Here is a 20,012-nt window from a genome sequence, read left to right on the forward strand (position 1 = left end):
GCCCTGTACGCCCTGCACGCCCTCACTCGGACGGAAGCGGCGCGCCAGCACTGCGCTGCAGCATCCGGCGCGACCATGAAAACGTTGTCATCGCAGCAATCCTGGATCTGTCTCGCATTCATCGCAATTGTCGGTTGACAACGTTGTCTCCTGACGCGAACCCTGCGCCTGCCCGGTCCGCGCACAAACGCCAAACGACGTCGGCGCCACGCGCCCCAAGCTCCGGGTGATCGGATTCAAGGAACCAGACAGCGGCCGACCGCCGCTCCTCAGTCGCGCGACACACCGCATCGGAGGCGTCACCATGAACACGAAATCCGCTGGATCGTGGTTGCTGTTCTGCTGTCTCGTCCTGGCCGGCCTCGTGCCCGGCCAGACCTGGGCCGCCGCGTGCAGCGGCGTCGCCGCCTGGAATCCGGCCACGATCTACGCCGCCGGCGATACCCTGACCTACGCCGGCCACCTGTACCGCGCCAACAGCCCAATCTGGAACACCGCGCCGACCTACTGCACCAGCTGCGGCTGGTACCAGGACCTGGGCAGCTGCGACGGCAATTCCACCAACCAGCCACCGAGCGTGGCGCTGACCGCACCCGCCGCCGGCACCCGCTTCGTGGTCGGCAACACCATCACCCTGCAGGCGTCGGCCAGCGATCCGGACGGCAGCGTCGCGCGCGTCGAATTCTTCCGCGGCGGCACCTCGCTGGGCAGCGTGAACGGTGCGCCCTACACGCTCGCCTGGAGCGGCGCGGCGGCAGGCAGCTACAGCCTGACCGCCGTGGCCACCGACAACGCCGGCGCCCGCACCACCTCGGCCGCGGTCGCAATCACCGTCGCGGCACCGTCGACCGACACCACCGCGCCGAGCGTGCCCACCGGCCTGGCCGCGGCCACGCGCGCCAGCAATGCCATCACCCTGACCTGGGCCGCCGCCTCCGACAATGCCGGCGGCAGCGGCCTGGCCGGCTACGACATCGTCCGCGACGGCACTCGCGTGGGCACGTCCACCACCACCGGCTACACCGATTCGGCACTGACCGCCGACACCGCGTACACCTACGCGGTCCGTGCCCGCGACAATGCCGGCAACGTCTCGGCCAACAGCGCCACGCTGAGCGTACGCACCCTGCCCGCCAGCGCCGGCGGCGGCAAGCGCGTGATCGGCTACTTCACCCAATGGGGCATCTACGGCCGCAACTACCAGGTCCGCGACATCCAGGCCAGCGGCGCGGCCGGCTACCTGACCCACCTCAACTACGCCTTCGGCAACGTCCGCAACAACCGCTGCGAAGTCGGCGTCACCCAACCCTCCGACAGCAGCACCGGCGCCGGCGGCGACGCCTTCGCCGACTACACCAAGGCGTTCTCCGCCGCGCAGAGCGTGGACGGCGTGGGCGATACCTGGGACCAGCCGTTGCGCGGCAACTGGAACCAGTTGAAGAAGCTCAAGGCCGCGCACCCGGCGCTGAAGGTGCTGATCTCGCTGGGCGGCTGGACCTGGTCGCGCGGCTTCTCCAGCGCCGCGCGCGCCGAGAATCGCCAGGCCTTCGTCGCCTCGTGCATCGACGCCTACATCCGCGGCAACCTGCCGGTCACCGACGGCGCCGGCGGCACCGCGGCCGCGGCCGGCGTGTTCGACGGCATCGACATCGACTGGGAGTATCCGGTGGCCTGCGGCATCGCCTGCGGCAGCGCCGAGGACCGGCAGAACTTCACCGCGCTGCTGGCCGAATTCCGCCGCCAGCTCGACCAGGTGCGGCCGGGGCTGTTGCTGACCGTGGCGGTCGGCGCCGGCATCGACAAGATCCGCGTCACCGACCCGAACCTGTACGCGCCGTACCTGGACTACCTCAACGTGATGACCTACGACTTCCATGGCGCCTGGGATCCGCAGACCAATCACCACTCGGCGTTGTTCGAGTCGCCGGCCGATCCGTCCAGCGGCGACCAGCGCTACTACAACAGCAACGACGCCATCCAGGCCTTCCTCGACCGCGGCGTGCCCGCCGCCAAGCTCAACCTCGGCATCGGCTTCTACGGGCGCGGCTGGACCAACGTGCCCAACGTCAACCACGGCCTGTACCAGAGCGGCAGCGCCGCGCCGGGCACCTACGAGGCGGGAATCGAGGACTACAAGGTGCTGCGCGGCCGCGCCGGCGCCAACTACGTCGACGCGCAGGCGCATGCGCACTGGAAGTACGACGGCAGCACCTTCTGGAGCTACGACGATCCGGCACTGGTCACCGAGAAGATGAATTACGTCAAGACCCAGGGCCTGGGCGGCGCGTTCTTCTGGGAGTTCAGCGGCGACTACCAGGGCGAATTGCTGAAGACCATGGGCCAGGGGCTGCAATGAGCTGAGGCGACGGCCGCAGCGCATGGCTTGCCCGCATCGGCATCGGCGTTGCTGGCAACGCCGGCACTGCGCCGGCTGGCCGTCGGTACCGAATCGCGACGCCCGCAACGGTTGCGGGCGTCGCGTGCGTCGCTCAGCGCACCGCGATCCGCAGCACGTCGTCGAGCAAGGCCGCCGCAGTGACGTCGGCGCCCGCGCCCGGCCCCTGGATCAGCAGCGGCTGCTGCAGATAGCGGTCGCTGTGGATGGCGACGCGGTTGTCGGTGCCGGCGCCGCTGGCCAGCGGATGCGTCGACGGCAGCGCGCGCAGGCCCACCGAGGCGCCATGCGCATCGAAGCGGCCGACGAAGCGCAGGCAGGCGCCTTCGGCCTGCGCCTGCGCCAGGCGCGCCGCCAGCGGCGCGTCCAGTTGCGCCAATGCGGCATCCAGCTGCGCCAGCGGCACCGCGGCCAGCACGGCCGGCACCAGCGACTCCACCTGCACCTGCTCGGCGCGCAACGGCAGGCCGGCGGCACGTGCCAGGATCAGCAGCTTGCGCCGCACGTCCTCGCCGGACAGGTCCTCGCGCGGATCGGGTTCGGTGTAGCCGGCGGCCGCGGCCTCGCGTACGCAGTCGGAGAAGGCGCGGCGGCCGTCGTAGCGATGCAGCAGCCAGGCCAGCGAGCCGGACAGCACGCCTTCCACCGCGTGGATATGGTCGCCGCCGGCGACCAGCGCCCGCAGGCTGCTCAGCAACGGCAGCCCGGCGCCAACCGTGGCGCTGTCGCCGTAGTGGGTATTGGCGGCATGCCGCGCGGCATGGATCTGTTCGGCCCGCGCCAGCGCGGCACCCTGGCCGAGCTTGTTGGCGGTGACCACGTGCACGCCACGCCGCAGCCACTCGGCATGGCGCTGCGCCACCGCCTCACTGGCGGTGGCATCGACCACGATGTCGCCCCTGCCCAGGTCGTCCGGCAGCGTCACCGCCTGCGTGCCGCGCGCGGCGGCATTGGCCGCGGCCAGCGCCTGCGCCGGCGTCAGCGCGCAATCGGCGACGGTGCGCGAATTGGCCAGCCAGGCGAAGGTCGGCAGGCCGGGCCGGCGCTGCTGCAGCGCCTGGTAGCGCGCGACGAAGGCGCGGCCCACGGTGCCGGTACCGAGCAGACCCAGCCGCGGAACTGCCACGGTGGGCGTGGTGCGCAGCGGCGTCGACGGTGCATCGGCCAGGCCGCTGCTCACGCGTCCACCCGTTTGCGTGCCAGCGCCTCGCCGGCGTGCTGCGCGCGCTGCAGGCCGGCCTGCAGGTCGGCGACCAGGTCCGCGCTGGATTCGATGCCCACCGACAGGCGCAGCAGGCCGTCGGAAATCCCGGCCTTGCCGCGCGCCTCGGCGGTCATCGCCGCATGCGTCATGGTCGCCGGATGCGCGATCAGGCTCTCCACGCCGCCCAGCGATTCGGCCAGGGTGAAGTAGCGCAGGCCGTCGACGAAAGCGCGCACCTCGGCCTCGCCGCCGGCCAGTTCGAAACTGATCATCGCGCCGAAGCCGCGCTGCTGCCGCGCCGCCACCGCGTGGCCCGGATGCGAGGCCAGGCCGGGGTAGTACACCTGACGCACCGCGGCGTGCGTGGTCAGCAGTTCCACCACCGCCTGTGCGTTTTCCTGGTGCGCACGCAGGCGCGCATCCAGCGTGCGCAGGCCGCGCAGGGTCAGGAACGCATCGAACGGCGAGCCGGTCAGGCCCAGCGCATTGGCCCACCACACCAGTTGCTGGTGCAGTTCGGCATCGGCGGCGATCACCGCACCGCCGACCACGTCGCTGTGGCCGTTGACGTACTTGGTGGTGGAGTGGATCACCAGGTCGGCGCCGAAGGCGATCGGGGTCTGCAGCGCCGGCGACAGGAAGGTGTTGTCGACCACCGCCAGCGCGCCGGCCTTGTGCGCGGCGTCGATGACGAAGCGCAGGTCGGTGATGCGCAGCAGCGGGTTGGACGGGGTCTCGATCAGCACCAGCCGCGGCGCCTGCGCCAGCGCATCGGCCAGCGAGCGCGGATCGGTCAGGTCGGCGGTGATCAATTCGAAATGGCCCTTCTTGGCCAGCGCGTTGAACAGCCGCCAGCTGCCGCCGTACGCATCGTGCGGCACCACCAGCTTGTCGCCGGGCTGCAGCAGCGCGTTCAGCACCAGGTTGATCGCGCCCATGCCGGTGGCGGTGATCACGCCGCCGGCGCCGCCTTCCAGCTCCGCCAGCGCTTCGCCGAGCAGGTCGCGGGTCGGATTGCCGCTGCGGGTGTAGTCGTACTGGCGCTTGTTGCCGAAGCCGTCGAAGCTGAAGTTCGACGACAGCACGATCGGCGGGGTCACCGCGCCATAGGCGGTATCGCGGTCGATGCCGGCGCGGACAGCGGCGGTGGCGGCACTACAGGGCAGATCGGTGTCGTGGGCAGTGCTCATGCGGCAACTCCGGTGGGGCGTAGGGCGGTGGCGAGAATCGCGTCGATGCGATCGGTTTCTTTCAGGAAGGCATCGTGGCCGTAGGGCGAGCGCAGCACGCGCAGGCTGCCGCGCGGGCCGAGCCCTTCGACCAGGGTGACCAGGTCCGACAGCGGCACCAGGCGGTCGCCTTCGACCGCCACCACCACCGTGGGCACGGCGACGGCGGCCGGCTCGATGCGGTGCAGGTCGATGGATTCGGACAGGCGCAGGTAAGCGTTGACCTGGGTGCGCGCCACGTACTGCGCGCCGGCGGCGTCCAGGTAGTCTTCGGCGGCGACGCGGACGCGCCCGTTGATCACTTCCGGCGCCGCGTCGAAGCGCTCACCGAATTCCTCGGGGGTGCGATAGCTGAGCATCGCGAACTGCCGCGCCAGCGACAGCCCGTGGCTCTCGGCGCACTGCAGCTGGCCCAGCGCCACCGCACGGCGCTGCAGCGCGCGCCAGGCCGCCGCATATGGATGCGCGCGATGCGCGCCGCTGACCGCAATGAGCTTCTGCAGGCGCTGCGGATGCCGCACCGCCAGTTGCAGGCCGACCAGCGCGCCGTAGGAGTAGCCGACGAAGCCGTGCAATTGCGCGATGTCCAGCGTGTCCAGCAGCGCGGCGATGGCATCGGCCTGGTCGGCGCTGTCGATCGGCGCGTCCAGGCTGCCGTCGGCGCCGACGAAATCGAACGCCAGCAGCCGCCGCTGGGTGGGATCCAGCGCCCGCCCCGGCCCGACCAGGCCTTCGGCCCAGCCCTTCTCGGAAAAGCTGGCGTTGGCGGCGAGGTGGCGGTGCGCGGAGATGCCGCCGGCGACGAACACCACCGGCGCGTCCACCGGACCGCTCAGCTCGTAGCGCAGGCGCAGCAGTTGCACGCCGGCATGGCGCAGCGGCAGCGCGACCGCGATCTCGCCACGCATCGCGTGCACGCCGTCGGCCGGCGCGGCAATGCGGTCGTGGGACGGAATGGCGGAGGTGGGGCGATCAGGTGAGTTCACGAGGCGCATGGCGGTATCCGGAGAGGAACGGCCATCGAGCTTCGCGGAGCTCGCGTTCGCCATGCAGAGGGCATGGATCGAACCATCTTTCGGCGGACGCGGTGGTCCCCGCAGGATTTGGCACCTACACGGTCGCTTGCGCGTCCGCTGGCTGCCCCGGCATCAAAGGGCCTGTCCCTCCGCCGGTCTCGATGGTGGAGCCACGATGCCAGCGATTTTCGGCCATGTCAATCTCTTTATTCGGATGAAGCGATATGATTTTTCGATCCTTGGCCTCGGCCATACTCCGCTTCCCCCATCGCCCCCCCCCTTGTCCGTGCGCCGATGCCGTCCCCGCCGCTGGCTTGCCGTGGTCCTGTCGCTGGCGGCGGCGACCGCCGCGTCCGCGCAGCCGCTGCTGCGCTGGAAGGCGCCGCGGCCGGTGGCGCAAGCGGCACCCGCATGGCTGGAGGTGACCGCCCGCGACAGCGGCCTGCGCGAGGTCGCGCTGGGCAATCCACTCGGCGGCCCGGTGCAGATCCGCCTGCTGGGCGACAGCGCCGGCTTCACCGCCGTGCCTACGCTGCCGCTGACCGTGGAGCTGGCCGCCGGCGAACGCCGCGTGGTCGCCCGCCTGTATCCGCCCGGCGACCTGGCCGAGACCGGTGGCGATGGTGCCCGGCTGCGCATCGAGGCGGTGCCCGGTTCGCCGCGCGCCCATGCCGACGCGGTGCTGTATGCCCTGCCCTTCGCCGATCGCCCGGTGCGCATCGACCAGGGCTTCGGCGGCGCCTTCAGCCATCGCGATCCGGCCAACGCCTATGCGCTGGATTTCGCCCTGGCCGAAGGCACGCCGGTGCTGGCCGCACGCGAGGGCGTGGTGATGGAGGTCCGCGACGACTTCCGCGAGTCCGGCACCGACCCGCGCCTGGGCCAGGCCGCCAACCTGGTGCGGGTGCTGCACGCCGACGGCAGCATGGCGATCTACGCGCACCTGGCCGCCGGCGGCGTGCAGGTACGGGTCGGCCAGGCGGTGCGGCGCGGCGAACGCCTCGGCCTGTCCGGCAACACCGGCCTCAGCAGCGGCCCGCACCTGCATTTCGCACTCCAGCTCAACCGCGGTCTGCACCTGGAATCGGTGCCGTTCCGGATGGCCGGCCCGCTGGGCGAGCTGCGCTTCGCCCATCCCGATCCGCTCTGAGCACGTCCCTACTCGCCGAGTTCGCTCACCGCGCATCGCCAGTCCAGCAAGCGCCCGCATCCCTGGCTGCCGAACTGACCGGGCCTTGCGGGAAGCCCGCTATAATCGGCGGCTTCCTCCTTTGCCGATGACGCCCTTTGCGGGTGTGCCGCCCATGTCCGAAGTCGCCACCGAAGCTGCGCGCCGCCGCACCTTCGCCATCATTTCCCACCCCGACGCCGGCAAGACCACGCTGACCGAAAAGCTGCTGCTGTTCGGCGGGGCGATCCAGATGGCCGGCTCGGTGAAGGGCCGCAAGGCCGCGCGCCACGCCACCTCGGACTGGATGGCGCTGGAAAAGGAGCGCGGCATCTCGGTGACCTCGTCGGTGATGCAGTTCCCGTACGAAGGCAAGATCATCAACCTGCTCGACACCCCCGGCCACGCCGACTTCGGCGAGGACACCTACCGCGTGCTCACCGCGGTGGACTCGGCGCTGATGGTGATCGACGTGGCAAAGGGCGTGGAAGAGCGCACCATCAAGCTGATGGAAGTCTGCCGGCTGCGCGACACGCCGATCATGACCTTCATCAACAAGCTCGACCGCGAGGGCAAGGACCCGATCGACCTGCTCGACGAGGTGGAGACGGTGCTGGGCATCGAATGCGCGCCGGTGACCTGGCCGATCGGCATGGGCCAGCGCCTCAAGGGCGTGGTGCACCTGGTCACCGGCGAGGTGCACCTGTACGAGCCCGGCCGCAACTTCACCCGCCAGGATTCGACCATCTTCCCGTCGCTGGACGCACCCGGCCTGGCCGAAAAGATCGGCGCGCAGATGCTGGCCGACCTGCGCGACGAGCTGGAGTTGGTGCAGGGCGCCAGCCACGCCTTCGACCTGGACGCCTATCGCGCCGGCAAGCAGACCCCGGTGTTCTTCGGCTCCGGCGTGAACAACTTCGGCGTGCAGCCGCTGCTGGACTTCTTCGCCGAGCACGCGCCGCCGCCGCAGGCGCGCGCCACCACCGGCCGCCAGGTGCAGGCCGGCGAGGACAAGCTGACCGGCTTCGTGTTCAAGATCCAGGCCAACATGGACCCACAGCACCGCGACCGCGTCGCCTTCATGCGCATCTGCTCGGGCCGCTTCGCCGCCGGCATGAAGACCCTGCACGTGCGTACCGGCAAGGAGGTCAAGCTGGCCAACGCGCTGACCTTCATGGCCAGCGACCGCGAGATCGCCGCCGAGGCCTACCCCGGCGACGTCATCGGCATCCACAACCACGGCACCATTTCCATCGGCGACACCTTCACCGAGGGCGAGTCGCTGTCGTTCACCGGCATCCCCAACTTCGCCCCGGAACTGTTCCGCCGCGCGCGCCTGCGCGACCCACTCAAGCTCAAGCAGCTGCAGAAGGGTCTGGCGCAGCTGTCCGAGGAAGGCGCCACCCAGTTCTTCCGTCCGCTGATGAGCAACGACCTGATCCTGGGCGCGGTCGGTACCCTGCAGTTCGACGTGGTCGCCTACCGGCTGAAGGACGAATACGGCGTGGACGCCAGCTTCGAGCCGGTCGGCGTGGTCACCGCACGCTGGGTGCACTGCGACAACCCCAAGAAGCTGGAAGAGTTCCGCGAGAAGAACGCGATGAACCTGGGCATCGATGCCGCCGGCGAACTGGTCTACTTGGCACCGACCCGGGTCAACCTGCAACTGGCGCAGGAACGCGCGCCAGACGTGCGGTTCGCCGCCACCCGCGAACACGCGTACAGCGTCGCGGTGGACTGAGCCTGCGCCGAGCGCGGGCGCGCGCCGGCTGAGCGCACGCCCAACCGGCGCCACCCGCTGGCGCCGCAGCGGATGCGAACCGCTCGCAATTGCGGTACCTTGCGGTCCCATGGATGCAGACCGTTCGCCCGCCTACTCGAACGCCGACGCGCCGCCTTCCACCGACTGGCGCGACGAACTGGCCAGCGCGCTGACCCACGGCCTCGGCGCGATCGCCGCACTGGCCGGCAGCTCGGTGCTGATCACCCTCGCCGCGATCTACGGCGATGGCTGGCAGCTGGCCGGTGCGATCGTGTTCGGGGTCGCTTTGCTGTTGCTGTACACCGCCTCCACGCTGTACCACGCCATCCCGCATCCGGGCGCCAAAGCGCGGCTGCAGGTACTGGACCATTGCGCGATCTACGTGCTGATCGCCGGCACCTACACTCCGTTCACCCTGATCGGCCTGCGCGGCCCCTGGGGCTGGGGCCTGTTCGCCGCGATCTGGACCATCGCCGTGGCCGGGGTGGTGTTCAAGCTCTTCTTTACCGGCCGCTTCCGCCTGCTGTCGACCATCCTCTACCTCGCCATGGGTTGGCTGATCGTCGTGGCGATCGAGCCACTGCTGCGCTCGGTCGATGTTCCCACCCTGTGCTGGCTACTGGCTGGCGGCCTGTTCTACACCCTGGGCACCTACTTCTACCAGCGCGATACCGTGCGCTACTTCCATGCCATCTGGCATCTGTTCGTGCTCGCCGGCAGCGTCTGCCACTTCGTGGCGGTGACCAGCCAGGTGCTTTGAGGCGGCCGCTCGCTTTCGCGCCCCGTGCACGGCCGCTGCCTAGGATGGCCGCATGGCTCTCGACCCTGCTTCCGCATCCCGCTCCTGGCCCTGGCGGCGCAACGATGGCCGCCTGCGGCGCTGGCCGTTCGTGCTCGGCGCGCTGGTGCTGCTCCTGCTCGTCATCATCCTGATCTTCGACTGGAACTGGTTCAAGGCGCCGGTGGAACGTGCGGTACAGGCGCGCACCGGCCGCGCCTTCCATATCGACGGCAACCTGGACGTGGATCTTGGCCGCATCATCACCGTGCGCGGCGATCGCCTGCGCTTCGCCAACGCCGACTGGTCGAAGCAGCCGCAGATGGCCAGCGCCGACCGCGCCGAACTGGATATCGCGCTGTGGCCGCTGCTGCGCGGCCGCGTGCGCATCCCCGAGATCCGCCTGACCAAACCCGACCTGCTGCTGGAGACCGGGCCGGCCGGGCAGCCCGGCAACTGGGCGTTCGACCAGTCCGACGACGGCGGCAGGCCAGTGGTCCTGGGCGCCTTGCTGGTGCAGCAGGGACATCTTCGTTTCCAGGACCCGGCCGGGCGCACCGAGATCGACATCGCCGTCGACAGCCAGGTCGGGCAGCGCCGCCGTGGCGATGCGGCGCCGCCGATCACGGTCAGCGGCGACGGCCGCTGGCGTGGCAATCCCTTCACCCTGAAGGGCAATACCGCCTCACCGTTGGAACTGAGCGAGAGCGACCATCCGTTCCGCATCGATCTGCGCGGCAGCGCCGGCAGCACGCGCGCGCACATGCGCGGCACCCTGACCAACCCGTTCCAGTTGCGCGTCTTCGACCTGCAACTGCAACTGGCCGGCACCGACATGGCCCATCTGTATCCGCTGCTGGGCATCGCCATCCCTTCCACCCCTCCCTACCAACTGGACGGACGTCTGCAGCGCGACGGCGATCGCTGGCGCTACCAGGACTTCCGTGGCCGTGCCGGCGACAGCGACCTGGCCGGCACCGTGCAGATCGACACCGCCGGGCAGCGCCCGTTCCTGCGCGCCGACCTGCGCTCGCAACGGCTGGATTTCGACGATCTGGCCGGCTTCGTCGGCGCGCCGCCGCGCACCGGCGCCGGCGAGACCGCCAATGCCGAGCAGAAGGCGCAGGCAGCCAAGCTCGCCGCTACCGACAAGGTGCTGCCGTCCACCCCGTACGACCTCGGCAAACTGCGCGCGATGGATGCCGACGTGCGCTGGAAGGCGCAGCGCATCAACGCGCCGTCGCTACCGCTGGAGGACATGGACGCGCATCTGAAGCTCGACGACGGCGTTTTGCTGCTGCAACCGCTGAACTTCGGCGTGGCCGGCGGCGACATCCGCTCGGACATCCGCATGGATGCGCGCAAGCCCACCCTGTTCACCCGCGCGCAGCTGTCGATCCGCGGCATCCAGCTGGGCAAGTTGTTTCCCGACGGCAAGTTGGCCAAGGAGGCCGCCGGCGCGATCGGCGGCGAGGTCGCGCTGGCCGGCAGCGGCAACTCGATCGCGCAGATGCTGGGCAGCGCCGACGGCAGCGTCGCCGTCGGCATGGGCAAAGGCCGCATCAGCAACCTGGTGATGGAACTGGCCGGCCTGGATATCGCCGAGTCGCTGAAGTACCTGGTGACCAAGGACCGCGAGATCCCGGTGCGCTGCGCGTTCGGCGACTTCGGCGTGCAGCACGGGGTCATGACCTCGCGCGCGCTGGCCTTCGACAGCACCGACACCTTGCTGGTCGGCAGCGGCACCATCGACCTGGGCCAGGAGCGCCTGGACCTGCTGCTGAAGGCGCAGCCCAAGGACCACAGCATCCTCGCCCTGCGTTCGCCGCTGCGCGTCGGTGGCACCTTCAAGGACCCGAGCTTCCGCCCCGACTTCAAGGCCCTGGGCGTGCGCGGCGCGATCGCCGTGGCCCTGGGCAGCATCGCCCCGCCGGCCGCCCTGCTCGCGACCATCGAGACCGGGCCGGGCAAGGATATTCAGTGCGGCGACAAGTAGCCGCGGGATTGGAGATTAGGGATTGGGGATTCGCAAAAGCGGCGACCTGAGCCGGCCAAATGCAGATGCATGACGGGCTCGGCGAACCTGCCGCATACACCACCGCCGCTCTTGCGAATCCCCAATCCCGACTCCCGAATCTCAGCTCCGAATGTACTCCTGCAACTGATCCAGCTCCGCGCGCTGCTCCTCGATCACCGCCTTGACCAGGTCGCCGATCGAGATCACGCCGATCACGGTGCCGGCGTCCACCACCGGCAGATGGCGGATGCGTTGCCCGGTCATCAGTTCCATGCACTGCTGCACGCTCTGCGACGGGTCCACGGTATGCACCCGGCTGCTCATGATGTCGCGCACCGGCGTGGTCGCCGAGGAGCGGTCCTGCAGGACCACCTTGCGTGCGTAATCGCGCTCGGACAGGATGCCGGACAGCTGTCCGTCCTGCATCACCAGCACTGCGCCGATGCCCTTGGCGGCCATCAGCCGCAGCGCCTCGATCACCGCCGTGTCCGGCGCGACCGCGTGGATCTCATCGCCCTTTTCGCTCAAGACCTGCCGTACCGTCCGCATCGCTGCCTCCCGGTTCGCTGGATCGCCCGGCCGAGCATACTCCTTCGCCCGGTGCACGCCAGGTCTCCACCAGATACAACGGACGTTGTTTGGATTCCTCGTACAGCCGGCCCAGGTATTCGCCGATCAGGCCCAGCGCGATCAGTTGCACGCCGCCCAGGAACAGGATGACCGCCATCATCGTCGGCCAGCCCGCCACCGGATCGCCCCACAGCGCCGCCTTGACCACCACCCAGATCGCGAACAGGAAGGCGCCGACCGCCGTCGCCAGCCCCAGGTAAGTGGCCACCCGCAGCGGCGCAGTGGAGAAGCCGGTGATGCCGTCCAGGGCAAAGTTCCACAGCCGCCACAGGCTGAACTTGCTGCGCCCGGCCAGCCGCGGCGCGCGTTTGTACGGTAAAGCCAGACGGCGGAAGCCGATCCAGCCGAACAATCCTTTCATGAAGCGATGGCGCTCGCGCAACTGCCGCAGCGCGGCCAGCGCGCGCGGCGACAGCAGGCGGAAATCGCCGGTATCGGCGGGGATCGGCGTCTTCGACAGACGCCCGATCACCCGGTAGAACAGCGCTGCGGTGCCGCGCTTGAGCCAGCCCTCGCCTTCGCGCACCAGACGCGTGCCGTAGATGTCGTCGTAGCCGTCGCGCCAGTGCGCCACGAACTGCCCGATCAGTTCCGGCGGATCCTGGCCATCGGCATCCAGCAGCATCGCCGCGCCGCGATCGACGCAGTCCAGCCCCGCGGTCAGCGCCAGTTCCTTGCCGAAATTGCGCGACAGGCGCAACGCCCCAACTCGTGGATCGGACGCGGCCAGCGCCTGGATCGTCTCCCAGGTGGCATCGCGGCTGCCGTCGTCCACGTACAGCACGCGCCCCTCCAGCCCCGGCACGTCATCGAGCGCGGCGAGGATGCGCGGGTGCAACAGCGGCAGGGTCTGCGCCTCGTTGAACGCAGTGACGACGACGGTGAGGCGTTCGGATTCCATCGGCGGATGGTACGGAGCCGCCTGCGCGTTCACCAGCGGCGGGCGCCGTACCCGACAAGATCCAGAGTCCACTCCCCTCTCACGTCAGGAGTAAGGTGCCCCGAAGGGGCGGACGAGAGTTCGCCTGCCGGCCAACCTCAATGCCCGCGTGCGGGCCGCAACCTCACCCCAACCCCTCTCCCCATGCTAGAGGGGCTGAGTCCGGACACCTCAATCTACAGCGCAAGATCCCGCGCCTCCCTTCTCCCACCGGGAGAAGGTGCCCCGCAGGGGCGAATGAGGGTCGCCTACCGCCGAACCTCAATGCCCACGTGCGGCCGTACCCTCACCCCAACCCCTCTCCCGAGGGGAGAGGGGCTCCTAGCCTACGGGGCCTGCAGGTAGGCCGGCCCGCCCAGTTGCCGGGTCTGGCGCTGGATCCAGTTGGCGCGGCCCTGCACGTAGGGGCCGGGACGGGTGGCGTCATAGCGTTGCGGCGCCGGCAGCACCGCCGCCAGCAGCGCGCTCTGCGCCGGCGTCAGTTGCGCTGCGTCCTTGTTCCAGAAACTGCGCGCGGCCGCCTGCGCGCCGTACACGCCGTCGCCGAACTCGGCGACGTTGGCGTACACCTCGAGAATGCGCTGTTTCGACCACAGCGCCTCGATCAGCACCGTGTACCAGGCCTCCAGCCCCTTGCGCAGCCAGCTGCGGCCCTGCCACAGGAACACGTTCTTGGCGACCTGCTGGCTGATCGTGCTGGCGCCGCGCAGGCGCCCGCCGCGCGCGTTGTGGTCGCGCGCCTTCTCGATCGCGTCCAGGTCGAAGCCGTGGTGGCTGGGGAAGCGCTGGTCCTCCGCGGCGACCAGCGAGATCGGCAGGCTCGGCGCGATCTGCGCGGTGTCGCGCCAGTCGTAGACGATGCGATACGACCAGTCACCACTCGCCCAGGCGCCGAGCTGGCGCTCCAGCATCATCGCCGAGAACGGCGGATCGACGAAGCGCAGCAGCAGCACCTGCGACACGCTCGCCAGCACGAAGATCAGCGGCGCCAGCAGCACCCAGCGGCGCCAGCGCCTGGTGCGCGGACGCGCCGGCGCAGCGCCACTTGCATCGCGGCGCGCCGCCCCCATTCCTATGCTCTCTTCGATCTGGTCCACCGTGACGATCCACTCTCGTGCGGTCGCCATCTTCCCATGCGCAGCGAGGCCGCAATGCATTCTTCCGACGATCGTCTGACCCGCTTCCTGCTGCCCGGCGCCGGCGTGCGCGGCGTGCACGTGCGTCTGCACGACACCTGGCGCGAGATCCTGGCGCCGGCCAGCTACCCCGCAGCGGCCACCGAGCTGCTGGGCGAGGCCTGCGTCGCCGCGGCCCTGTTCACCGGACATACCAAGGTCGACGGGCGCCTGTCGGTGCAACTGCGCAGCCAGGGCGCGCTGCGCACCCTGTTCGCCGAGTGCACCGCGGCCGGCACGTTGCGCGGCATCGTCCAGCTGAGCGAAGGCCAGGACGCCCCGCGCGACCTGCGTGCGCTCGGCGACGACGCCCTGCTGGCGATCACCATCGAGAACCCCGGCCTGGACCCGCGCGAACCGCAGCGCTACCAGAGCCTGGTGGCGATGTCCTCGGCCGAGCTGGACGAAGCCTTCGAAGACTACTTCCGCCAGTCCGAGCAGTTGCCGACGCGGCTGATCCTGGCCGCCGACGGCACCCACGCCGCCGGCCTGCTGCTGCAGAAGCTGCCCGGCGACGCCGGTGACGAGGACGGCTGGAACCGCGCCGGCGCCCTGTTCGAGACCGTCGGCGAGGCCGAACTGCTGGCGACGCCGGCCGAGACCCTGCTGCACCGGCTGTTCCACGAGGAGACCCCGGACCTGCTGGGCGATCGCCCGCTGCGCTTCGGCTGTTCGTGCTCGCGCGAGAGGGTCGCGGCGATGCTGCGCTCGCTGGGCGAGGAGGAAGCCCGGGCGGCGGCCGAGGCAACCGGCCAAGTTGAGATCCGCTGCGAATTCTGCGGCCGTCACTATGACTTCCCCTTGACGGAATTCGGAGTATTGTTTGCCGTAACGCAAGCTGAACCGACGTCCTCGGAGCGCTTGCACTAGCGGGAACACGCGTCGCGACCGGGGAGTCCGACTTGTTAAAGAAACATAAACCCACTAGCATCAACCACCCTGTCCGGCGGGAACTTTCGTTCCTGCCCCAAGTCTCAGATTGCTGATGCGACCCTTCCTGCGCCTACCGCTCGCCCTGCTGATCGCCCTTGCGGCGAGCACGGGCGTGCATGCGCAGAACAAGCCCGCCAACGGCCAGGACCGCACCGTGCTGCCGGTCTGGAACAAGGGCAGCGGCAAGGTCGAGGCACTGCTGTACCTGGAGCCCACCGGCGAGCAGGCGGTCGGCGCACGCTGGCATTTCGGTCGCAACTCCCTGGATGCCGCGTTCGGCCTGTCCTCCGGCGACTCGCTGGGCCTGCTGTGCAACAGCGCCAGCGGCAGCAGCATCAGCGGCCTGGCCAGCCACTGCATGCTGGCCAGCCTGGGCGACGACGACGGCACCAACGGCCACCATGTCGCCGCCACCACCACCTTCAACCGCCCCGGCGGGCACCTGTCGCTGTCGGCCGGCACCGGCCGCGAGAATCTTCCCGCCTGGCTGGCTGGCGCCAACAAGACGCCGTCGATGCGGATGGAGCAGAACGACCTGACCGTCTTCGCGCAGCAGAACATCGGCCGCGAGGGCTTCGTTTCGATCGGCGGCACCTACGCCAAGGCGCGCCTGGTGCCGATCGCCGACGCCACCCCGGCCATGCTCGACCGCTGGGACAGCAAGAGCCTGAGCATCGGCGGCGGCTACGGCTCCTTCAGCGCCAACGTCATCGGCCGCGTCGTCGATGCCCCCGGCCAGCCCGGCAAGTGGACCGGCCTCGGCGTGGGCCTGACCTGGCGCACTCCGTGGAGCGGCCAGCTCACCGTCGGCGCCGAGAACGTCATCACCCGCGGCAAGAATCCGTTCTCGCCGAACAACATCAGCACCGAAGAGGGGACCATCCCCTACGTGCGCTACGAGCAGGATCTGTAGCCACCCACTTGCGGCACGCGCCGCCCCATCACAATGCATTTTGTGATGGATACGTGATTTTTACTCGAATTCACGTCAAAACATCGCTTTGTTAACGGGACTTTAATTCTTCCTCCGACCGGGATACCATCCAGGCACCCTGAAGGGACTTGGAATCGCATTTTCGATTCCGCCCACAGGCAAACCTTGGGCTTTACCCAATCTTTCGGAGAGAGAGCTAATGAATTGCAAGACCAACACACTGCGTGATGCAGTCGTGCTCGCGCTGGTCGTGGGCGCCGGTGGCACCGCGGGCGCAGCCGTCGCTCAGGACGCAAGCGGCAGCGCCACCAACCTGGATCGCATCGAAGTCACCGGTTCGCGCATCCGTTCGGTCGACGTCGAGACCGCCCAGCCGGTCTTCACCGTCTCCTCTGAGGAGATCAAGAAGTCCGGCCTGGTGAGCGTCGGCGACATCCTGCAGAACCTCACTGTCTCCGGCACCCAGACGTTCAGCAAGGCAGCGGTGCTGACCTCGAACGCGGAACAGGGTGGCCAGTACGTCAACCTGTACAACCTGGGCGAGCAGCGCACCCTGGTGCTGGTGAACGGCAAGCGTTGGACCTCCAGCCTGGCCGGCTACACCGACCTGTCGACCATCCCGAGCGCCCTGATCGATCGCATCGAAGTGCTGAAGGACGGCGCCTCGGCGATCTACGGCTCCGACGCCGTTGCCGGCGTGGTCAACATCATCCTGCGCAAGAATTTCGAAGGTGCCGAAGCCTCGGCGCTGTTCGGCCAGAACGGCCGCGGCGACGGCCAGAAGCAGTCCTACTCGATCACCCTGGGCGCCAGCGGCGACCACTCCTCGCTCATCTTCGGCGCCAGCTACACCAAGGAAGATCCGGTGTTCGCCAAGGACCGCGACCTGACCCGCACCACCTTTGGTCCGAACCACCCGCTGGACGGCCTGAGCGCCACCGGTCCGTGGGGCCGCTTCAACTCCAACGGCAACACCTACGTCCTGAACCACACCGGTTCGTGGGACGGCAACGGCGTCGGCGCCGATTCGCGCAACCTCGCCAACTACCACAATGGCCTGACCACCGACGATCGCTTCAACGTCACCCAGCAGATGATGCTGGCGCAGGGCAATGAGACGAAGTCGGTCTTCACCTCCGGCAGCTTCGATATCAACGAGAACATCACCTTCAAGTCGACGGCGATGTACTCCGAACGCGATTCCACGCGCCAGGTCGGCGGCTACCCGCTGAATGCGACCTCGCAGCGCACGTTCCCCGTCTCCATCAGCGGCCAGAGCTACTACAACCCGGTCGGCCAGGACATCACCTCGTGGTTCCGTCGCATCACGGAAATCCCGCGCGTGTCGGAAAACAACGTCAAGAGCTTCCACTTCGACGCCGCCCTGGAAGGCGCGTTCGATGTCGGCACCCACGGCTGGAACTGGGACGTCGGCATGAACTACAACAAGTACGACGTCACCCAGATCAGCACCGGCAACATCAACCTGCTGGCGCTGCAGAAGGCCCTGGGTCCGTCGTTCCTGAATGCCCAGGGCGTAGTCCAGTGCGGCACCGCGGCGAACCCGATCGCGCTGGGCACCAACCTGGCTGCCGGGCAGTGCACCCCGTTCAACATCCTCGGCGGCCCGTCCGCGTCCACCGCCGACGCGTTGAAGTACGTCAGCACCCTCGGCCAGGCCACCCAGCAGAGCGTGAGCAAGCAGTACTTCGCCAACATCACCGGCGGCCTGTTCGACATGCCGGGTTCGGCAGGCGAATTCGCGTTCGCGGCAGGTGTCGAGCACCGCGAGGTCAGCGGCTACGACTACCCGGATCAGCTCTCCAGCGCCGGTTACACCACCGACCTGGCCGCCGCGCCGACCACGGGCAAATACAAGACCAACGAAGCCTACCTGGAATTGATGATTCCGGTCCTGAAGGACGTGCCGTTCGCCAAGGAACTCTCGTTCGACGTGGCGAGCCGCTACTCGGACTACGACCGGTTCGGCAACACCACCAACAGCAAGTTCAGCCTGACCTGGAAGCCGGTCGAGGATCTGCTGGTGCGTGGCACGTACGGCAAGGGCTTCCGCGCCCCGACCCTGGACGACACCTTCGGCGGCGGCTCGCAGTCCTTCGATCCGTTCACCGACCCGTGCGATGCGCGCTTCGGCCAGCTGTCCACGCCCGCCGTGGCAGCGCGCTGCGCGTCGGAAGGCCTCTCGACGAACTTCCGCCAGACCGACAACGCCGGCCAACCGGTCAGCGCCCGCGAAACGCAGAGCAACACCGCGTTCCAGGCGGGTGTGGGCAACGCCACGCTGCAGCCTGAGTACAGCAAGACCCGCACGGTCGGCCTGGTCTTCAGCCCGCACTGGGTGCAGGGCCTGGACTTCTCGCTCGACTGGTACAAGATCAGCATCTCCAACGTGATCACCGCGGTCAGCGCGACCTATGTGCTGAACCAGTGCTACAACGGCGTCACCTCGTTCTGTAACTACACCCGCGATGCGGCCACCGGCCAGGTGGTCAGCCTGAGCCGCGGCAACACCAACCTGGGTGCGCTGGAAACCGAAGGCTACAACTTCGTCGCGAACTATCGCCTGCCGGAATTCGCGGTCGGCCAGTTCTCGCTGCGACTGGACAGCAACTACCTGGTTGCGTTCCGGCAGCAGAGCGACAATGGCAGCCCCTGGAACGACTACGCGGGCTACTGGAACTACCCGCGCGTTCGGGCCACGCTCGGCGTGAACTGGGTCAAGGGCGACCTGTCGGCCAGCTGGAACCTGCGCTACTACGGCGGTTACCGCGATTTCTGCCAGTACGCCGAAGAGTGCAACGATCCGAACTACCAGACGCCCAACGCTGGTTGGGGCGGTGGCGTGGGCGCGAACAAGAAGGGAGCCATCACCTATCAGGACGTCTCGATGACCTGGTCGGCCCCCTGGAACGGCGCGGTCACCGTGGGTGCTCGCAACGTGTGGAACAAGCAGCCGCCGATCACCTACTCGCTGACCAACAACAGCTCTTCGTCCATCGATCCGATGCTGGACTACGACCGTTACCTGTTCATGCAATACACCCAGCGGTTCTGATACCGCCGGATGTTCCGGTAACAAGAACGGCCCCGAAAGGGGCCGTTTTTTTGCGCCGGTTTTTTATGCGACCGCTTCGGTATGCGCCAGCATTCAATGCCGACGCGTCACCCCGCAGGGATCAGCCCGGAATCAAGGTCACGATGACGTGTTCGACGTAGGCCTCGAAGTCCTCGCGCGCCTGCTTGGGCTGGTGCAACTGCAACGACAGCTGCAGGAAGCCGACGTAGGCGGCGTAGGCCAGGCGTGCGCGATGCTGCGCGTCGGTCCGGCTGAGCCCGGCCTGGCGGAACGAGGCGATCAGATACTCCATGCGCCGCTGCGAAACGCGGTCGATCACCGGCCGCACCGCCGGATGGTCGAGCGCCTTCAGCAATTCGCTGTAGATGATGTGCGGCTTGACCTCATGCGCAACCAGTTGGAACAGCGCGCGCAGCCGCGTGCGCGGATCCGGCACTTCTTCCAGGCTGCCGAACACCTGTTGCTGTTCGACCAGTTCCCAGCGCTCCAGCGCAGCCTGCAGCAATGCATCGCGCGATGGGAAGTGCCAGTAGAAGCTGCCCTTGGTGACGCCCAGGCGCCGCGCCAGCGGTTCCACCGCCACCGCGCTCACGCCTTGTTCGGCGATCAGGTCCAGGGCGGCCTGCGCCCAGTCTTCGGCACTGAGCCGGTTGTTGCGGCCGCCGCCGGAAGCGGCGCCGTCATCGGAGGAAGGAGCGGGCGCGGTATTCATCCGTGGATTTAACCATACGGGG

15 protein-coding genes, 1 pseudogene and 1 riboswitch are annotated in these 20,012 nt (G+C 68.7%); of the genes and pseudogenes, 9 read left to right on the top strand and 7 right to left on the bottom strand.

What is annotated here, in order from left to right:
- Positions 1-304: 304 nt before the first annotated feature.
- A pseudogene (locus GGR66_RS21070) lies at positions 305-766 on the top strand (Ig-like domain-containing protein); the annotation flags it as partial.
- 345 nt (positions 767-1,111) lie between these two features.
- The gene (locus tag GGR66_RS21075) at positions 1,112-2,356 is read left to right on the top strand and encodes a glycoside hydrolase family 18 protein (RefSeq protein ID WP_255421575.1); all 1,245 of its coding nucleotides are present in this window, start codon (positions 1,112-1,114) and stop codon (positions 2,354-2,356) included.
- A 133-nt stretch (positions 2,357-2,489) separates the two neighbouring features.
- On the opposite strand, the gene GGR66_RS00860 is transcribed toward GGR66_RS21075, so the two are convergent.
- Genes GGR66_RS00860 through GGR66_RS00870 form a run of 3 tightly spaced genes read right to left on the bottom strand, consistent with a single transcriptional unit; the run spans position 2,490 to position 5,823 of the window.
- Positions 2,490-3,575, bottom strand: coding sequence for a homoserine dehydrogenase (locus GGR66_RS00860; protein ID WP_184446882.1), 1,086 nt, complete (start codon positions 3,573-3,575; stop codon positions 2,490-2,492).
- Complete coding sequence (locus GGR66_RS00865) at positions 3,572-4,789, bottom strand: O-succinylhomoserine (thiol)-lyase (protein ID WP_184446883.1); 1,218 nt, start codon at positions 4,787-4,789, stop codon at positions 3,572-3,574. Before GGR66_RS00865 ends, GGR66_RS00860 begins: the two co-directional genes overlap by 4 nt.
- Entirely contained in the window at positions 4,786-5,823 is a 1,038-nt protein-coding gene (locus tag GGR66_RS00870) for a homoserine O-succinyltransferase (protein ID WP_184446884.1), read from the bottom strand. The genes GGR66_RS00865 and GGR66_RS00870 overlap by 4 nt, the downstream gene beginning before the upstream one ends.
- A gap of 70 nt (positions 5,824-5,893) precedes the next feature.
- Positions 5,894-6,012, bottom strand: a riboswitch (SAM riboswitch).
- Positions 6,013-6,259: 247 nt separating this feature from the next.
- Here GGR66_RS00870 and GGR66_RS00875 point away from each other — a divergent pair.
- From GGR66_RS00875 to GGR66_RS00890, 4 genes are all read left to right on the top strand, one after another.
- Positions 6,260-6,994 carry a M23 family metallopeptidase gene (locus GGR66_RS00875; RefSeq protein WP_255421576.1) on the top strand — a complete coding sequence of 245 codons (735 nt, stop codon included), beginning with the start codon at positions 6,260-6,262 and terminating at the stop codon, positions 6,992-6,994.
- Positions 6,995-7,148: 154 nt separating this feature from the next.
- Positions 7,149-8,753: a peptide chain release factor 3 gene (locus GGR66_RS00880; RefSeq protein ID WP_160965522.1), complete on the top strand. Its 1,605-nt coding sequence runs from the start codon at positions 7,149-7,151 to the stop codon at positions 8,751-8,753.
- A 109-nt stretch (positions 8,754-8,862) separates the two neighbouring features.
- Positions 8,863-9,534, top strand: a complete 672-nt coding sequence (locus GGR66_RS00885; RefSeq protein ID WP_160965524.1) for a hemolysin III family protein — start codon at positions 8,863-8,865, stop codon at positions 9,532-9,534.
- A gap of 52 nt (positions 9,535-9,586) precedes the next feature.
- The gene (locus tag GGR66_RS00890) at positions 9,587-11,548 is read left to right on the top strand and encodes an AsmA family protein (protein WP_184446886.1); all 1,962 of its coding nucleotides are present in this window, start codon (positions 9,587-9,589) and stop codon (positions 11,546-11,548) included.
- A 141-nt stretch (positions 11,549-11,689) separates the two neighbouring features.
- Here GGR66_RS00890 and GGR66_RS00895 read toward each other — a convergent pair whose 3' ends face one another.
- The 3 genes from GGR66_RS00895 to mtgA form a co-directional block, all read right to left on the bottom strand.
- The gene (locus GGR66_RS00895; protein ID WP_184446887.1) at positions 11,690-12,118 is read right to left on the bottom strand and encodes a CBS domain-containing protein; all 429 of its coding nucleotides are present in this window, start codon (positions 12,116-12,118) and stop codon (positions 11,690-11,692) included.
- Positions 12,078-13,100 (bottom strand): glycosyltransferase family 2 protein, encoded by a 1,023-nt coding sequence (locus tag GGR66_RS00900; RefSeq protein ID WP_184446888.1) that lies wholly within the window; start codon positions 13,098-13,100, stop codon positions 12,078-12,080. Before GGR66_RS00900 ends, GGR66_RS00895 begins: the two co-directional genes overlap by 41 nt.
- Before the next feature lie 365 nt (positions 13,101-13,465).
- On the bottom strand, positions 13,466-14,209 hold the full coding sequence (gene mtgA, locus GGR66_RS00905; RefSeq protein WP_184447426.1) for a monofunctional biosynthetic peptidoglycan transglycosylase: 744 nt from the start codon (positions 14,207-14,209) through the stop codon (positions 13,466-13,468).
- 81 nt (positions 14,210-14,290) lie between these two features.
- On the opposite strand from mtgA, the gene GGR66_RS00910 reads away from it, so the two are divergent.
- The 3 genes from GGR66_RS00910 to GGR66_RS00920 all read left to right on the top strand — a co-directional run bounded on the left by GGR66_RS00910 (position 14,291) and on the right by GGR66_RS00920 (position 19,257).
- Positions 14,291-15,184 (top strand): Hsp33 family molecular chaperone HslO, encoded by an 894-nt coding sequence (locus GGR66_RS00910; protein WP_160965532.1) that lies wholly within the window; start codon positions 14,291-14,293, stop codon positions 15,182-15,184.
- A 115-nt stretch (positions 15,185-15,299) separates the two neighbouring features.
- Positions 15,300-16,160, top strand: a complete 861-nt coding sequence (locus tag GGR66_RS00915) for a hypothetical protein (protein ID WP_184447427.1) — start codon at positions 15,300-15,302, stop codon at positions 16,158-16,160.
- Between the two features lie 220 nt (positions 16,161-16,380).
- Complete coding sequence (locus GGR66_RS00920; RefSeq protein ID WP_184446889.1) at positions 16,381-19,257, top strand: TonB-dependent receptor; 2,877 nt, start codon at positions 16,381-16,383, stop codon at positions 19,255-19,257.
- A gap of 121 nt (positions 19,258-19,378) precedes the next feature.
- On the opposite strand, the gene GGR66_RS00925 is transcribed toward GGR66_RS00920, so the two are convergent.
- Entirely contained in the window at positions 19,379-19,990 is a 612-nt protein-coding gene (locus tag GGR66_RS00925) for a TetR/AcrR family transcriptional regulator (protein ID WP_017910473.1), read from the bottom strand.
- Positions 19,991-20,012: the final 22 nt, after the last annotated feature.

The organism is Xanthomonas sp. 3498 (assembly GCF_014199795.1).
Taxonomy (GTDB): Bacteria; Pseudomonadota; Gammaproteobacteria; order Xanthomonadales; family Xanthomonadaceae; genus Xanthomonas_A; species Xanthomonas_A rydalmerensis.